Source organism: Gammaproteobacteria bacterium (assembly GCA_016716465.1).
GTDB lineage: Bacteria > Pseudomonadota > Gammaproteobacteria > SZUA-140 > SZUA-140 > JADJWH01.
In genome coordinates this window covers 158,201-173,843 of sequence record JADJWH010000006.1, presented here as the reverse complement: position 1 = coordinate 173,843, position 15,643 = coordinate 158,201, and the positions used below count along the sequence as shown (strand labels likewise).

Below are 15,643 nucleotides of genomic sequence, written 5' to 3'. Positions count from 1 at the left end.
ATGAGCAAGCAGATTCTGGTGCCGAATATCGGCGATTTCTCCGATGTCGAGGTCATCGAGATCCTGGTCGCCCCGGGTGATACGGTCAAGGCCGAGGATTCGCTGATCTCGGTCGAGTCCGACAAGGCCTCGATGGAGATCCCGTCACCGGAGGCCGGCACCGTCAAGGAGCTCAAGGTCAAGGTCGGTGAAAAGGTCTCGGAAGGCAGTCTGATCCTGCTGCTCGAGCCCAGCGCCGGCGGCGCCACCGCCGCGGCTTCGACCGGGACAGTGAAGGCGGCGCCGGCCGCCGCGCCCGCTCCCGCGTCACCGCCCGTCGCGACGAAGCCGGCCGCGCCCGTGGCGGCGCCGGTACGGGCCGCGCCATCACCGGCAGCGCCGGTAACGACGCCGATGATGGCGCCGGGCCGGTTCGACGAGGCCGGATTCGCCCGGGCCTACGCCAGCCCCGGCGTACGCAGGTTCGCCCGCGAACTCGGTGTCGATCTCGGCCGGGTCGGCGGTTCCGGGCGCAAGGGCCGGATCACCCAGGACGACGTCAAGGCCTTCGTCAAACAGGTCATGACCCAGGGCCTGCCGGCGGCCGGCGGCCTGCAGGTCGCGCCGCTGCCCGCGATCGATTTCGCCAAATGGGGCGAGGTCGAGACCCGGCCGCTGACCAAGATCAACAAACTGACCGGCCAGTTCCTGCACCGCAACTGGGTCACGATCCCGCACGTGACGCAGTTTGACGAGGCCGACATCACCGACATGGAGGCGCAGCGCAAGGCGATGGCGGCCGAGTACAAGGCCAGGGACATCCGGATCACCCCGCTGGTGTTCCTGATGAAGGCGATCGTCAAGGCGCTGCAGGAATACCCGCGCTTCAATTCGTCGCTGGATGCCGGCGGCGAGAACCTGGTGTTCAAGAAATATTTCAATGTCGGGATCGCGGTCGACACGCCGGACGGGCTGGTCGTGCCGGTGGTGCAGGACGTCGACCGGAAGAGCCTGGTCGACCTCGCGGTCGAACTCGGCGAGATCAGCGCCAGGGCGCGCGACAAGAAGCTGAAGCCCGCGGACCTGCAGGGCGGCTGCATCACGATCTCCAGTCTCGGCGGCATCGGCGGCACCAAGTTCACGCCGATCGTCAATGCGCCGGAAGTGGCGATCCTCGGCGTGTCGCGCTCGAAGATGCAGCCGGTGTGGAACGGCAAGGAATTCATGCCGCGGCTGATGTTGCCGCTGGCGCTGTCCTACGACCACCGGGTCATCGACGGTGCGGACGGCGCGCGGTTCACGACCTTTCTGTGCGGCGTGCTGGCCGACCCGAAGACCCTGGCGTAATCACCGTGAGCACTGTCATCGAAATCAAGGTGCCCAACATCGGCGACTTTTCCGGTGTCGAGGTCATCGAAATCCTGGTCAAGCCCGGCGATACGGTCAGCGCCGAGGATTCGCTGATCTCGGTCGAGTCCGACAAGGCCTCGATGGAGATCCCGTCGCCCCAGGCCGGCGTCGTCAAACAGGTGCTGGTGGCGCTCGGTGACAAGGTCTCGGAAGGCAGTTCGATCCTGACGCTGGAGACCGCCGCCGCGGCCCCGTCGGCCGCGCCGCCGGGCAAGGCGGCGCAGCCGTCCCAGCCGGCCAATCCGGATCAGGGGGGGGCGCCCGTCGCGGCACCGGCGCCGGCCGCCGCGAGCTACCACGGCAAGGTCGACATCGAGGCCGAGGTCGTCGTGCTCGGATCCGGACCGGGCGGCTACACGGCGGCGTTCCGCGCCGCCGACCTCGGCAAACAGGTGGTGCTGATCGAACGCTATCCGGACATCGGCGGCGTGTGCCTGAATGTCGGCTGCATCCCGTCCAAGGCGCTGCTGCATACCGCGCAGGTGATCAACGAGGCCGCGGAGTTCCACGACATCGGCGTCGGTTTCAATACGCCCGAGATCGACCTCGACAAGCTGCGCGCCCACAAGAATGCCGTGGTCGGCAAGCTGACCGGCGGTCTGAAAGGGCTGGCGCGCCAGCGCAAGGTCAAGATCGTGCAGGGCTACGGCAGGTTCACGTCGCCGCATACGATCGAGGTCGAGGCGACCGACGGCGGCAGGACCGTGATCGGTTTTCAGTATTGCATCATCGCGGTCGGCTCGCGGGTCACGAAGCTGCCGTTCATCCCGTGGGATGACCCCCGGGTCATGGATTCGACCGACGCGCTGGAGATCCGGCAGGTGCCGCGCCGGCTGCTGGTCGTCGGCGGCGGCATCATCGGCCTCGAGATGGCGACGGTCTATGACGCGCTCGGCGCCAAGGTCACGATCGTCGAGTTGTCACCCGGCCTGATCCCCGGCGCCGACCGCGATGTGGTGCGGCCGCTGGAGCGGCGGATCAAGAAGCGCTACGAGGCCATTTACACCAATACCAAAGTGACCGCGATCGAACCGGCCGCCGACGGGCTGGTGTGCCGTTTCGAGGGCAAGGGCGCGCCGGCCAGCGATACCTTCGACCAGGTGCTGGTCGCGATCGGCCGCAGCCCGAACGGTTTGTTGATCGCCGCCGACAAGGCCGGCGTCCGCGTCGACGAACGCGGGTTCATCGCGGCCGACAAACAGCAGCGGACCAATGTGCCGCACATCTTCGCGATCGGCGACGTCATCGGCCAGCCGATGCTGGCGCACAAGGCGACCCACGAGGGCAAGGTCGCGGCCGAGGTGATCGCCGGACAGAAGTCCCACTTCGATGCCCGGACGATCCCGGCGGTGGCGTACACCGATCCCGAGGTCGCATGGATGGGCAAGACCGAGGACCAGTGCAAGGCCGAGGGCATCGCCTACGAAAAAGGCGTGTTTCCGTGGGCCGCGAGCGGTCGCTCGCTGTCGCTGGGGCGCGACGAGGGTATGACCAAGGTGCTGTTCGATGCCCAGCACCGGATCATCGGCGCCGCGATGGTCGGCCCGAACGCCGGCGAGCTGATCGCGGAGGCGGTCCTGGCGCTGGAGATGGGGGCGGATGTCGCGGACATCGCGCTGACGGTGCACCCGCACCCGACGCTGTCCGAGACCTTCAATTTCGCCGCCGAGGTCGCCGAAGGCAGTTGCACCGACATCTACGCACCGAAGCGCAAATAGCCATCGAGACAGCCATAATCGGGGACAGATTTCAAATCTGTCCCCCATCTCTTGCCGTCTCCTGATGGATTTACACATCTTTACCTTCCGCTGACCCACGTTTGCACCATGCCCGTCTAGTATGTCGGGCATGGACATCGTGGATCGTGCGGTATCGACAGGTGAGACGGGGAGGGTGCCAAGCCTGTCCCCACCGCTTGGGGTTGCGGTAAACTACGCCTCACACCTGATTCCTCACACCTCACGGGATTAACCATGGCAGATATCAAGAAAGTCGTCCTCGCGTACTCGGGCGGTCTGGACACCTCCGTCATCCTGCGCTGGCTGCAGGACACCTACGGCTGCGAAGTCGTCACCTTCACCGCCGACATCGGCCAGGGCGAGGAACTCGAGCCGGCGCGCGCCAAGGCGCTCAAGCTCGGCATCAAAAACCAGAATATCTTCATCGACGACCTGCGCGAGGAATTCGTGCGCGACTTCGTGTTCCCGATGTTCCGCGCCAACACCGTCTATGAAGGCGAGTACCTGCTCGGCACCTCGATCGCGCGCCCGCTGATCGCCAAGCGCCTGGTGGAGATCGCCGACATCACCGGCGCGGACGCGATCTCGCACGGCGCCACCGGCAAGGGCAACGACCAGGTGCGCTTCGAGCTCGGCGCCTACGCGCTCAAGCCCGGCGTCAAGATCATCGCGCCGTGGCGCGAGTGGGACCTGCTGTCGCGCGAGAAGCTGCTGGGCTATGCCGAGCGCAACGGCATCCCGATCGACATGAAGCACAAGCAGGGCGGTTCGCCCTATTCGATGGACGCCAACCTGCTGCACATCAGCTACGAGGGCCGCCACCTCGAAAATCCCTCCGCCGAGGCCGAGGAATCGATGTGGCGCTGGACCGTGTCGCCGGAGGCGGCGCCCGACGCGGCCGAGTACGTCGAACTGGAATTCGCGCGCGGCGACCTCGTCGCCATCAACGGCAAGCGCATGCCCGCGCATGCCCTGCTGGCCGAGCTCAACCGGCTCGGCGGCAAGCACGGCATCGGCCGCCTCGACCTGGTGGAAAACCGCTATGTCGGCATGAAATCGCGCGGCTGCTACGAGACCCCGGGCGGCGCCATCCTGCTCAAGGCGCACCGCGCCATCGAATCGATCACGCTCGACCGCGAGGTCGCGCACCTGAAGGACGACCTGATGCCGCGTTACGCCAGCCTGATCTACAACGGCTACTGGTGGAGCCCCGAGCGGGTCACGCTGCAGACGCTGATCGACCACACGCAGCAGCACGTCAACGGCTGGGTGCGCGTCAAGCTCTACAAGGGCAATGTCATCGTCAGCGGGCGCGATTCGAAGACCGATTCCCTGTTTGACGCGACCATCGCCACCTTCGAGGACGATGCCGGCGCCTACGACCAGAAGGACGCGGGCGGCTTCATCAAGCTGAACGCCCTGCGCATGCGCATCGCGGCGCGCAAGAAGCGCCCGCTCGCCTGACGCGCACGGGCTCCCGCGCGGCCCCGCCGCGTCGGGAGTCCGCGGATCGCGCTGCCGCCGCTACGGGTTTATTTTTGAACAAGGCTGGACGGTTTTTCGCGCAGATCCTTATGAGGCATCCCTTCGATTTCCCGCGCGCCCTCAGGCGCCCCGTCCCGTGGATGGCAGCGTCCGCGGCGCTGATCCTCGCGCTGGCCGGATGCGCCGCCGCACCGTCCGCGCGCCAGACGCCGGACCCCGGCGTCGCCGTGCCCGCCGCCTGGAGCGACGCGACGCCGGCCGCCGATGCCGCCTCCGTCGCGCTCGCGCACTGGTGGGAGCGCTTCGACGATCCCGTCCTGACTGACCTCGTCACGCGGTCGCTGGCCGCGGGCACCGACGTGCGCGCCGCGCAGGCGCGCCTGCGCCAGGCCCGCGCCCAGCGCGACGTGACCGCGGCGGGGCTGGGTCCGTCCGTCACCGCGTCCGCCTCGGCCCAGCGCAGCAAGACGGGCGGCGACAGCGCGGTGAGCCAGTATCGCGCCGGGTTCGACGCCAGCTGGGAGCCCGACATCTTCGGCGCCACGCGTTCCGGCGTGGTCGCGGCTGATGCCGACGTCGAGGCCAGCGCCGGCAGCCTGGCCGATACGCGCGTGTCGGTGGCCGCCGAAGTAGCGGTGGCCTACCTGCAGTTGCGCGGGTTGCAGGCGCGCCTCGCCATCGCGCGCGCGAACCTCGCCAGCCAGGAGCAGACCCTGGAGCTGACGCGGTGGCGCGCGCAGGCCGGGCTGGTGACTTCGCTGGAGGTGGAGCAGGCGCGCGCCGCCGTCGAACAGACGCGGGCGCAACTGCCGGTGCTGGAGACGAGTATCGCGCAGACCCTGAACAGCCTCGCGGTGCTCGCCGGGCAGGCGCCCGGCACGGCGCCTGCCGCGCTGTCCGCGGCGGCGCCGCTGCCCGTGGCGCCGGAGGATCTGGCGCTCGTCATCCCGGCCGAGACCCTGCGCCAGCGCCCCGATGTCCGCGCCGCCGAGGCGCAGGTCGTCGCGGCCGCCGCGCGCGTGGATCAGGCGACGGCCGATCGCCTGCCCGCGTTTTCGCTCGGCGGCTCGCTCGGTCTCAGCGCGCTCACCGTCGCGGGCCTGTCCGAGGGCGAGGCGGTGGTGCGCTCGCTGCTCGCCAGCGTGAGCCTGCCCGTGTTCGACAACGGCGGCCGGCGCGCCCAGGTGCGCCTGCGCCAGGCGGCGCTCGACGAGGCGCAGGAAAATTACCGCGCCGTCGTGCTGGCCGCGCTCCAGGATGTCGAGGACTCCCTGGTCGCGCTGCGCAAGGCGCGCGAGCAACTGGCGGCGCAGCGGCGCGCGGCGGAGGCGGCGCGCAACGCCGCGCTGCTGGCCGACAACCGCTACGCGAGCGGACTGATCGATTTCCAGACGGTGCTCGAGACGCAGCGCACGCTGCTCAGCGCGCAGGACGGCGTGGCCGGCACCGAGGCGGAACTGGGCGCCGATTACGTGCGCCTGTACAAGGCGCTGGGCGGCGGCTGGACGCCCGCGGCCGCCGACGAAGACAGCGAACGCATGCCGCCCGCGGCGGCGCAAGGGAGTACCTGATGGTGACGCAGAATTCCACGACCCCCGATTCGAGCGGGGACATCGACCGCCTGCTCGGCGACGGCGGCGCGCGCCCGTGGTGGCGCCGGCCCGGGACCTGGGTCGTGAGCGTCCTGGTCGCCGCCGCGATCGGCGCGGTCCTGTTGTGGCAGTCGTATCAGCGCGCCGACGCGCTGCCGCGTTACGTGACCTCGGCCGTCGCGCGCGGCGATCTCACGGTGCTGGTTACCGCCAACGGCATCCTGCAGCCGACCAATCAGGTTGACATCGGCAGCGAGCTGTCCGGGACGGTCGCGCGCGTGCTGGTGGACGTCAACGATCACGTCAGGAAGGGACAGGTCCTGGTCGAGCTCGACACCGCCAAGCTGAACGACCAGGTCACCCAGGCGCGCGCCGCGCTGACCTCGGCCGAGGCCACGGTGCGGCAGGCCGCCGCCACGGCCAGCGAGGCGCGCGACAACCTCGCGCGCCTGGAGGAAGTGTCGCGCCTGTCCGGCGGCCAGGTCCCCTCGCAATCCGAACTCGCCACGGCCCAGGCGGCGCTGCAGCGCGCGCTGGCGGACGAGGCCGGCGCCGGCGCCGGCGTGGCCGAGGCGCGCGCCGCGCTCAGCTCCGCCGAGACGAACCTGTCCAAGGCCGCCATCCGCTCGCCCATCAACGGCGTCGTGCTGGCGCGCTCGGTCGATCCCGGCAACGCCGTCGCGGCCTCACTGCAGGCGGTCACGCTGTTCACGCTGGCCGAGGACCTGACCCAGATGAAGCTCGAGGTCAATGTCGACGAGGCCGACGTCGGACAGGTCAGCGAAGGGCAGCGCGCCACCTTCACCGTCAGCGCCTATCCCAATCGCGATTATCCCGCCACCGTCACCCGGGTCGATTTCGGCTCGACGACCCAGGACAACGTGGTGACCTATGTCACCGTGCTGGCGGTGGACAACTCGGATCTCAGCCTGCGTCCGGGCATGACGGCGACGGCGCAGATCACGGCCACCGAGCGGCGGGACGTGCTGCTGGTGCCCAACGCGGCGCTGCGCTTCACGCCGGCGGACGGCGCGGAGGCCGGCGCGGCGCCGCGGCAGGACGGCGGCGGACTGGTGTCGAGCCTGATGCCACGCCCGCCGCGCACCGGCGTCAAGAGCAAGACCGTCAACGACAAGGTCGTGGTGGCGCGTCAGGTGTGGGTGCTGCGCGACGGCCAGGCCGTCGCCGTGCCGGTGGAGGCCGGCGTCAGCAACGGCTTCCTGACCGAGGTCAGCGGCGAGCAACTGCAGCCGGGCATGGCGGTCATCACCGGGCAGCGGGCGGCGGGGGCGTCGTGAATGCCGCGCCGCTGATCCGGCTGCGCGGCGTCACCAAGGTGTACGGCCAGGGCATCGCCGCGTTCCAGGCCCTGCGCGGCGTGGACATGGACATCGAGTCCGGCAGTTTCGTCGCGATCATGGGGCCGAGCGGCTCGGGCAAGTCCACGATGATGAACATCCTCGGCTGCATGGACACGCCGACCGGCGGCGACTACCTGTTCCTCGGCACGCACGTCGAACGCCTGACGCGCGACCAGCGCGCACGCCTGCGCCGGCGCTATTTCGGCTTCGTGTTCCAGGGCTTCAATCTGCTGGCGCGCACCTCGGCGCAGGAGAACGTCGAGTTGCCGCTGCTCTATCGCGGCGAGGGCGCGGCCGCGCGCCGCGCCGCGGCGCGCGAGGCGCTGGCCTCGGTGGGGCTGGCGGGCTGGGAGCATCACAACCCGGCTGAGCTGTCGGGCGGACAGCAGCAGCGCGTCGCCATCGCGCGCGCGATCGTCACGCATCCGCGGGTCCTGCTGGCGGACGAACCGACCGGAAACCTCGATACCCGGCGCAGCCACGAGATCATGGAGCTGGTGCGCGCGCTCAACGCGGAACGCGGCATCACCGTGCTGATGGTGACCCACGAGTCCGAGATGGCGGCCTACGCGAGCCGGGTCGTGCATTTCCTCGACGGCCGCATCGACGGCGACGGCGCGCCGCGGGCGCCGCAACGCGCGGAGACGGTCTGATGTGGTGGAATGCGCTGCTGCTCGCGCTGCGCGAGATCCGCCGCAACCTGCTGCGCTCGTTTCTCACCATCCTCGGCATCGTCATCGGCGTCAGCGCGGTGATCACCATGGTGACGCTCGGGCGCGGCGCGACGCAGGCGGTGTCGGACCAGATCTCCAGCCTGGGCAGCAACCTGCTCATGGTGCGCCCGGGCCAGCGCCTGGGGCCGGGCGGCGGCGGCTTCGGCGCGCCGCCGTTCAAGGAGGCCGACGGCGTGGCGATCGCGACCCAGATCGGCGGCGTGCGGGCGGTGGCGCCGCAGGTGACGTCCACCGTGACGGTGGTCTATGGCGCCAACAACTGGTCCACCAGCGCCTCCGGCTCCAGCGCCAATTACTTCGACATCAGCAACTGGACACTGGCCGGCGGCCGCATCTTCGACGCGGCGGAGGAGCGCGCCGGCGCGGCGGTGTGCGTCATCGGGGCCACGGTGCGGCGCGAGCTGTTCGGCGGCGCCGACCCGCTGGGACAGAGCATCCGCGTCAAGCAGTTCTCCTGTGTCGTGATCGGCCTGCTGGCCGCGAAGGGGCAGGGCGCCATGGGCATGGATCAGGACGACACTATCGTGCTGCCGCTGCGGACCATGCAGCGCCGCGTGACCGGCAACCTCAATGTCCGCACCCTGCTGGTGTCGATGGAGGACGGCGCCGACAGCGCGCAGGTGCAGGCGGCCGTCACCGAGCTGCTGCGCGAGCGCCGCAAGCTGTCCGCCGCCGACATCGACAATTTCAACGTGCTCGACACGCGCCAGATCGCCGATACCATGTCGAGCGCCACCCGCGTGATGACCACGCTGCTCGGCGCGGTCGCCGCGGTCAGCCTGCTGGTGGGCGGCATCGGCATCATGAACATCATGCTGGTCAGCGTCACCGAGCGCACGCGCGAGATCGGCCTGCGCCTCGCGATCGGCGCGCTCGAATACGAGGTGCTGCTGCAGTTCCTGATCGAGGCCGTGGTGCTCGCCTCGCTGGGCGGACTGATCGGCGTGCTGATCGCCACCATCGCCTCCTTCGTGCTGGCGCAGGTGATGCAGGTGCCGTATCTGTTCCAGCCCGGCATCAACCTGGTGTCCTTCCTGTTCTCGGCGGGCATCGGCGTGCTGTTCGGCTATTTCCCCGCGCGGCGCGCGGCGCGGCTCGACCCGATCGAGGCGCTGCGCCACGAGTAGGGCGTCCCCGCGCCGCACTTTTCTCGGGCGGCGTTTGCCCGTACACTGGCGCCATGCGCATTCTCCATACCATGATCCGCGTCGGCGACCTCGACCGCTCGCTCAAGTTCTATACCGAGGTGCTCGGCATGCGCCTGCTGCGGCTGCAGGAGTATCCCGAGGGCAAGTTCACGCTGGCCTTCGTCGGTTTCGGCCCGGAGGCCGAAGGCGCGGTCATCGAGCTGACCTACAACTGGGGTACCGACAAATACGAGATGGGCACCGCCTTCGGCCACATCGCCGTCGAGGTGGCGGATGCCTACGCGGCCTGCGACGAGATCCGGCGCCGCGGCGGCAAGGTGGTGCGCGAGGCGGGCCCGATGAAGCACGGCACCACCGTCATCGCCTTCGTCGAGGATCCCGACGGTTACCGCATCGAACTGATCCAGGCAAAACCACACTGAGGGGATCATGAAACGCACCTTTGTTCTGACCGTCCTGTTGGGGCTCGCCGCGTGCTCCGGCTGGGGCGACGCGCAGACGACCACGGTCGATGGCTACACCGCCGCGCTGCGCACGAACCCGGCGCCGCTCAAGGTGGGTTCGCCGGCGGAACTGAAATTCACCCTGAGCCGTGACGGATCACCCGCCGACGGCTGCGCCGTCACGCTGCAGCAGCACATGCCCGGAATGGAAATGTCGAGCGATACCACCGTCATCCCGATGAAGGATGCGGGCGGCGGCGCCTACACCGGGACCGGGTTCGAGTACTCCATGGGCGGCGACTGGCGCATCGAGGTCACCTTCACCTGCGCCGGCCAGGCCCGCACCGCGGCGTTCGAATACACGCTGGAATGGCCGGAATAAAACGTGAGGTGTGAGGAGTGAGGCGTTAGGCGAAAGTTTGGACGTGATTCATACTTGACTCCTCACACCTAACGCCTCACTCCTTACCGTCGTTTGTATGGGCCCCCACTATCTCGATCGCCTGTTCGCCCCGCGTTCGGTCGCCGTCTTCGGCGCCACCGAGCGGCCCGAGGCGGTGGGGGAGATCGTGCTGCGCAATCTGCGTGCGGGCGGTTTCCGGGGCGCCATCCATCCGATCAATCCCAAGCACACGACCGTACAGGGGTTGACGTGCCACGCCACGCTGGCGGAGGCCGGCGCGCCGGTTGATCTCGCCGTCATCGCGACGCCGGCCGCCACCGTGCCCGCGATCATCGATCAGTGCGGGGCCGCCGGCGTGCGCGCGGCGGTGGTGCTGTCGGCGGGCTTCGGTGAAACGGGCGAGCCCGGGCGCACGCTGGAACAGCAGGTGCGCGCGACCGCGCAGGCTCGCGGCGTGCGCCTGGTCGGGCCGAACTGCCTCGGCATCATGGTCCCGCGCGTCGGGCTGAACGCGACCTTCAGCAACAACCAGGCGCCGCCCGGCCAGCTCGCGCTGGTCTCGCAGTCCGGCGCGCTGTGCACCGCCATCCTCGACTGGGCGCAGGCGCGCGGCATCGGCTTCTCCGCCGTGGTCTCGCTCGGCAACGCCATCGACGTCGATTTCGGCGACCTGCTCGGTTACCTCGCGCTGGACGCGCCCACGCGTGGCATCCTGCTCTACATCGAGAGCGTGCGCGACGCGCGCAACTTCATGAGCGGCCTGCGCGCGGCCGCGCGCCTGAAGCCGGTGGTGGCAATCAAGGCCGGGCGCCACGGCGAAGGCGCGCACGCGGCGATGTCGCACACCGGCGCGCTGGTCGGCGGCGACGACGTCTTCGATGCGGCCTTGCGTCGCGCCGGCGCGGTGCGCGCCTTCACCGTGCAGCAGATGTTCTCCGCCGCCGAGATCCTGGCCGGCGGCAGCCATGCGCAGGGCAACCGTCTCGCCATCGTCACCAACGGCGGCGGTCCCGGCGTGATGGCGGCGGATCGCGCGGCGGAGCAGGGCGTGGCGCTGGCGCGCCTGTCCGATGCGACCGTGAACGCGCTTGCGCAACAGCTCGGCGCGCGCTGGTCGCGCGGAAATCCGATCGATCTGCTCGGCGATGCCGGCCCGGAGCTGTACCGCGCGGCAGTCGCCGGCTGTCTCGCCGACCCAGCCGTCGACGGCGTGCTCGCGATGCTGACGCCGCAGGCGATGACGCACCCGCGCGCGGCGGCCGAGGCCGTGGTCGCCGCCGCGACGGGCGCGTCCAAGCCGGTGCTGGCCTGCTGGATGGGCGATACCCAGGTGGAGGCGGCGCGCGCGCTGTTCGCGCGCCACCGCATCCCGCAGTTCGAGACGCCGGAGGAGGCGGTCGAGGCCTTCTCCTATCTCGCCAGCCACCACCACAACCAGCAGTTGCTGCTGCAGGTGCCGGCGCCGCTGTCCTATCACGAGCCGCCGGACCTCGCGCGGGCGCGCGGGCTGGTGCGGGTCGCGCTGGCGCAGGGGCGCGATACCCTGACCGAAACCGAGGCCAAGGCGCTGCTGGAGGCCTTTCACATCCCGGTGATCCCCAGTATCGCGGCGCGCGATGCCGACGCGGCGGTCGCGGCGGCGGAGCGGCTGGGGTATCCGGTCGCGCTCAAGATCGATTCCCCCGATATCACGCACAAGACCGACGTCGGCGGCGTGCGCCTCGACATCGCCGGCACGGCGGAGCTGCGCGCGGCCTGCGCCGACCTGCTCGAATCGGTCCAGCGGCAGCGCCCCGACGCGACGCTGCATGGCGTGACCGTCGAGCCGATGGCGCGCAACCCGAATACGCGCGAACTGCTGGTCGGCGTGGTGGCGGACCCGGTCTTCGGCCCCGCCATCAGCTGCGGCGCCGGCGGCACGCTGGTGGAGGTGCTGCACGACCGCGCCGTCGCGCTGCCGCCGCTGAACGACTTCATCGCCAGCGAGATGATCGCCGGCACGCGCGTGTCCCGCCTGCTGCGGGAGTTTCGCGGCATGAAGCCGGCGAAGCTGTCCGCGCTGGTGACGGTGCTGCGGCGCGTGTCCGACCTGGTCTGCGCGCTGCCCGAGCTGCGCGAGCTGGACATCAATCCGCTCGTCATCGACGATCGCGGCGTGCTCGCGCTCGACGCGCGTGCGCGCATCGCGCCGGCCGTCCCCGGCGCGCGGCCCTATGCCCACATGGCCATCCATCCCTATCCCGCCGAGCTGAGCATTTCCTACCCGTTGCCCGACGGTACCGACGTCACACTGCGTCCGATCCGCCCTGAGGACGCGCACATCGAGCAGGAATTCGTGCGCGGCCTGTCGCCGCAGGCGAAATACCTGCGCTTCATGCAGAGCCTGCAGGAACTCACGCCCGCGATGCTGATGCGCTTCACGCAGATCGACTACGACCTCGAGATGGCGTTGATCGCCGTCGTCAGCCAGGGTGGTCAGGAGCGCGAGGTCGCCGTGGCGCGTTACGTCGTCAACCCCGACCACCGCTCCTGCGAGTTTGCCATCGTCGTCGCCGACGCCTGGCACCGCAAGGGCATCGGCCACCGCCTGATGCAGCGCCTGATCGAGATCGCCCGTGCGCGCGGACTCGAAAGCATGGAGGGCGAAGTGCTTGCGCAGAACACCGAGATGCTCGCGCTGGCGGAGGCGCTGGGTTTTTGTGTCAGCGAAGTGGCAGGGGCGGAGAATGTCAGGCGGGTGACGCTGGCGCTGTAATGATATGAAGATACTAAGACTTTCGGGTAATCGATGCGGTCATCTATACAATGCAGGCGATCCCGATTGAAGCTATGAGGGCTGACACCAATAAATTATCCGTATTCCCTGGAGCCTGTCTCGAATACGGCATGGAATCAATGGATTCATCGGTGCGGATGCGTGTTATGTATAGAATTACTACGTTATAACGTATAACTTTTATACCTACTCAATACTGGGTGCTCCATGCGGCACGTTAGAAACGGTATCGTTATGCTTTAATGGATCTACTTGGGTGATCTTCTTGGCGAGAGGAATACATGTCTGAACTGAGATCTTATGCGGTCTGGGACGCGGGCACCCGCTGGTTCCATTGGATCAATGTGGTCTGCGTCATCGCCCTGGGGGCTGTGGGCTTCACGATTCTCAACGCGGGCGATCTCGATGTGTCCAATGCCGGCAAAGTAACCCTCAAGACAGTTCACGTTTTGATCGGGTACGTCTTCGCATTGAACTTTCTCTGGCGCATCGCATGGGCCTTTATGGGTAACCGCTATGCTAGGTGGCGTTCGATCCTTCCGGGCGGTGAGGGATACTTCCACGCGGTACGCAGCTATGTCGCAGCCTTTATCGCGGGTCACCCGGAGCAGTATCTAGGGCACAACCCGGTAGGACGGCTGGGTATTGCGGCTCTGTTTATCCTCATTTCCTGTCTCGGTATTACCGGCCTGGTTCTCGCGGGTACTGATCTGTTCTACCCCCCGATCGGGCATTGGATCGCGCAGTGGGTAGCGGCGCCGGGTATCGATCCGGGCTCCCTGTTGCCCTATGCCCGCGAGATGTATTCTGCCGCGGCCTACGAAAGCATGCGCGCGTTCCGCAAGCCCTTCGCAGCAATACATCTCTACAGCTTCTATGTCCTCGTGGTCGTCGTCGTTGTGCACATAGCCGCAGTGGTTATCACCGAGCTGAAGGAAGGCGGCAGCATCATTTCGGCGATGTTCACGGGACGAAAGATAGTTCGTGGACGTCCTCGGGACGAAGATCGCAATGACCATGACTGAGTCCGTTCGGTTCAAGCGAGCGCCCAACAAGGCGCTCAAGCGGGCGCGCTTTGCGCGCTGCTTAGCTCTGCGTTAGATACGCTAGGAGATGTCGCGTGTCCGCTGACCAAAACGACTGGCACTTGCAGGAAACGTATCGCTCGATGATTGAGTACGGGCGCTGCACGTACAATACGGGGTAGCTCAGTCTGTCCTCTATTATTCCGAGACATATGGTGCTAACCAGTGCATCGAATTTGATAAGCGCAGCCCCTTGATTGTAACTACAGTATAACTACAATATAATGCCATGGATGGGCTGAAATTCGAATGGAATCGTCGGAAGGAAACGACAAATCGAAAGAAACATGGTGTTTCTTTCGCAGAAGCTAAGACTGCATTTCTTGATGAAAATGCGCGCGTTATTTTAGATCCTGACCACTCTGACGAGGAAGATCGCTTTATCCTGCTGGGTCTGAGTTCGCGGCTTCGCCTTCTTGTCGTATGTCATTGCTATCAAGAAGATCAGGATACCATTCGAATCATTTCGGCCCGTAAGGCAACTCGCTCTGAGCAGCGTGAATACGAGGGCATTGGTCATGCGTGAAAAATATGATTTTTCAAATTCAAAAAAGAATCCCTATGCTTCGAAACTGAAGAAGCAGATTACCATCAGGCTTGATGAGGACACTATTGCCTACTTCAAAGCACTGGCTGAACAGAAAGGCATCCCATACCAGAGCCTGATTAATTTGTATCTCCGGGATTGCGCAGAACAGAGTAGGGATTTAAAGATAAAGTGGGCATGATGTACAGGGGAAAATGCAGGGGAAAATGGGGACAGCCCACAGTTTCAAAAATGCAATATTAAGCTTCCCGGATTTCGCTGCGCTCCATCCGGGCTACATCGATGGGGCTGTGGTGGAGGGGTAGGGCAGTGAAGAGGATGCGGCTCAATAAGGCCTTCACCCTGATGGAATCCGGCCCGGTCGTGTTCATCACGACGAGCGACGGCAAGAAGGCCAACCTTATGACCATCTCCTGGACCATGGTCATGGACTTCACGCCGCTGTTCGCCATCACCACGGGGCCCTGGAATCATTCCTATTCCGCGCTCAGGAAGACGCGCGAGTGCGTTATCGCGATCCCGACGGTGGATGTGATCGATACAGTCGTCGGCGTGGGGACCTGTTCCGGCGCAGACACGGACAAGTTCGCGCGTTTCGGGTTGACGCCGGTGAAGGGCAAGTATGTCCGGTCGCCGCTGATTCGTGAGTGCCTCGCGAATATTGAATGCAAGGTCGTTGATATCGTGAAGAAGCACAATATCGTCGTCCTCGAAGGCGTGGCCGCGTATTTCGACAGTGTTCGTAAGGAAAAGCGCACCCTGCATGCCGTCGGCGACGGCACCTTCATCGTCGACGGGCGCCGGCTGGATCGCCGCAGGGCGATGCGTGCCAGGCTTCCGCCGGGCATATAGCCTTCCGGTACGCCGCTGCGGTCATCTGTTTATCTCGCGCGCTGGGTAGTTGGGTCCGGGACGGAAACGCAGTACAGTATCCCTGTTCC

The 15,643-nt window shown here is 66.9% G+C and carries 14 protein-coding genes; all 14 read left to right on the top strand.

From position 1 onward, the window contains the following. The 14 genes from aceF (at position 1) to IPM20_13105 (ending at position 15,554) form a co-directional block, all read left to right on the top strand. Positions 1-1,326: a dihydrolipoyllysine-residue acetyltransferase gene (gene aceF, locus IPM20_13170; protein ID MBK9132565.1), complete on the top strand. Its 1,326-nt coding sequence runs from the start codon at positions 1-3 to the stop codon at positions 1,324-1,326. Between the two features lie 5 nt (positions 1,327-1,331). Beyond that, entirely contained in the window at positions 1,332-3,107 is a 1,776-nt protein-coding gene (gene lpdA, locus IPM20_13165) for a dihydrolipoyl dehydrogenase (GenBank protein MBK9132564.1), read from the top strand. 255 nt (positions 3,108-3,362) lie between these two features. Further along, on the top strand, positions 3,363-4,592 hold the full coding sequence (locus IPM20_13160) for an argininosuccinate synthase (GenBank protein ID MBK9132563.1): 1,230 nt from the start codon (positions 3,363-3,365) through the stop codon (positions 4,590-4,592). Between the two features lie 161 nt (positions 4,593-4,753). Next, positions 4,754-6,184 (top strand): efflux transporter outer membrane subunit, encoded by a 1,431-nt coding sequence (locus IPM20_13155; GenBank protein MBK9132562.1) that lies wholly within the window; start codon positions 4,754-4,756, stop codon positions 6,182-6,184. Beyond that, a complete protein-coding gene (locus tag IPM20_13150) occupies positions 6,184-7,503 on the top strand; it encodes an efflux RND transporter periplasmic adaptor subunit (protein ID MBK9132561.1) in 1,320 nt (439 codons plus the stop codon). The genes IPM20_13155 and IPM20_13150 overlap by 1 nt, the downstream gene beginning before the upstream one ends. Next, positions 7,500-8,219 (top strand): ABC transporter ATP-binding protein, encoded by a 720-nt coding sequence (locus IPM20_13145; protein MBK9132560.1) that lies wholly within the window; start codon positions 7,500-7,502, stop codon positions 8,217-8,219. The genes IPM20_13150 and IPM20_13145 overlap by 4 nt, the downstream gene beginning before the upstream one ends. Next, positions 8,219-9,427: an ABC transporter permease gene (locus IPM20_13140; protein ID MBK9132559.1), complete on the top strand. Its 1,209-nt coding sequence runs from the start codon at positions 8,219-8,221 to the stop codon at positions 9,425-9,427. The genes IPM20_13145 and IPM20_13140 overlap by 1 nt, the downstream gene beginning before the upstream one ends. Before the next feature lie 53 nt (positions 9,428-9,480). Further along, complete coding sequence (gene gloA, locus IPM20_13135; GenBank protein ID MBK9132558.1) at positions 9,481-9,870, top strand: lactoylglutathione lyase; 390 nt, start codon at positions 9,481-9,483, stop codon at positions 9,868-9,870. 7 nt (positions 9,871-9,877) lie between these two features. Beyond that, a complete protein-coding gene (locus IPM20_13130; GenBank protein ID MBK9132557.1) occupies positions 9,878-10,273 on the top strand; it encodes a FixH family protein in 396 nt (131 codons plus the stop codon). A gap of 97 nt (positions 10,274-10,370) precedes the next feature. Next, a complete protein-coding gene (locus IPM20_13125; protein ID MBK9132556.1) occupies positions 10,371-13,049 on the top strand; it encodes a GNAT family N-acetyltransferase in 2,679 nt (892 codons plus the stop codon). 302 nt (positions 13,050-13,351) lie between these two features. Further along, complete coding sequence (locus IPM20_13120) at positions 13,352-14,095, top strand: cytochrome b/b6 domain-containing protein (protein ID MBK9132555.1); 744 nt, start codon at positions 13,352-13,354, stop codon at positions 14,093-14,095. A 289-nt stretch (positions 14,096-14,384) separates the two neighbouring features. Continuing rightward, positions 14,385-14,681: a BrnT family toxin gene (locus IPM20_13115; protein MBK9132554.1), complete on the top strand. Its 297-nt coding sequence runs from the start codon at positions 14,385-14,387 to the stop codon at positions 14,679-14,681. Further along, on the top strand, positions 14,674-14,883 hold the full coding sequence (locus tag IPM20_13110) for a BrnA antitoxin family protein (protein ID MBK9132553.1): 210 nt from the start codon (positions 14,674-14,676) through the stop codon (positions 14,881-14,883). The genes IPM20_13115 and IPM20_13110 overlap by 8 nt, the downstream gene beginning before the upstream one ends. A gap of 128 nt (positions 14,884-15,011) precedes the next feature. Further along, on the top strand, positions 15,012-15,554 hold the full coding sequence (locus IPM20_13105) for a flavin reductase family protein (protein ID MBK9132552.1): 543 nt from the start codon (positions 15,012-15,014) through the stop codon (positions 15,552-15,554). Positions 15,555-15,643: the final 89 nt, after the last annotated feature.

Bases quoted from the DNA above. Each gene is read 5' to 3' on its own strand.
- aceF (MBK9132565.1), top strand. From the start codon at position 1: ATGAGCAAGCAGATTCTGGTGCCGAATATCGGCGATTTCTCCGATGTC.
- IPM20_13160 (MBK9132563.1), top strand. From the start codon at position 3,363: ATGGCAGATATCAAGAAAGTCGTCCTCGCGTACTCGGGCGGTCTGGAC.
- IPM20_13155 (MBK9132562.1), top strand. From the start codon at position 4,754: ATGGCAGCGTCCGCGGCGCTGATCCTCGCGCTGGCCGGATGCGCCGCC.
- IPM20_13150 (MBK9132561.1), top strand. From the start codon at position 6,184: ATGGTGACGCAGAATTCCACGACCCCCGATTCGAGCGGGGACATCGAC.
- IPM20_13140 (MBK9132559.1), top strand. From the start codon at position 8,219: ATGTGGTGGAATGCGCTGCTGCTCGCGCTGCGCGAGATCCGCCGCAAC.
- gloA (MBK9132558.1), top strand. From the start codon at position 9,481: ATGCGCATTCTCCATACCATGATCCGCGTCGGCGACCTCGACCGCTCG.
- IPM20_13130 (MBK9132557.1), top strand. From the start codon at position 9,878: ATGAAACGCACCTTTGTTCTGACCGTCCTGTTGGGGCTCGCCGCGTGC.
- IPM20_13125 (MBK9132556.1), top strand. From the start codon at position 10,371: ATGGGCCCCCACTATCTCGATCGCCTGTTCGCCCCGCGTTCGGTCGCC.
- IPM20_13120 (MBK9132555.1), top strand. From the start codon at position 13,352: ATGTCTGAACTGAGATCTTATGCGGTCTGGGACGCGGGCACCCGCTGG.
- IPM20_13115 (MBK9132554.1), top strand. From the start codon at position 14,385: ATGGATGGGCTGAAATTCGAATGGAATCGTCGGAAGGAAACGACAAAT.
- IPM20_13110 (MBK9132553.1), top strand. From the start codon at position 14,674: ATGCGTGAAAAATATGATTTTTCAAATTCAAAAAAGAATCCCTATGCT.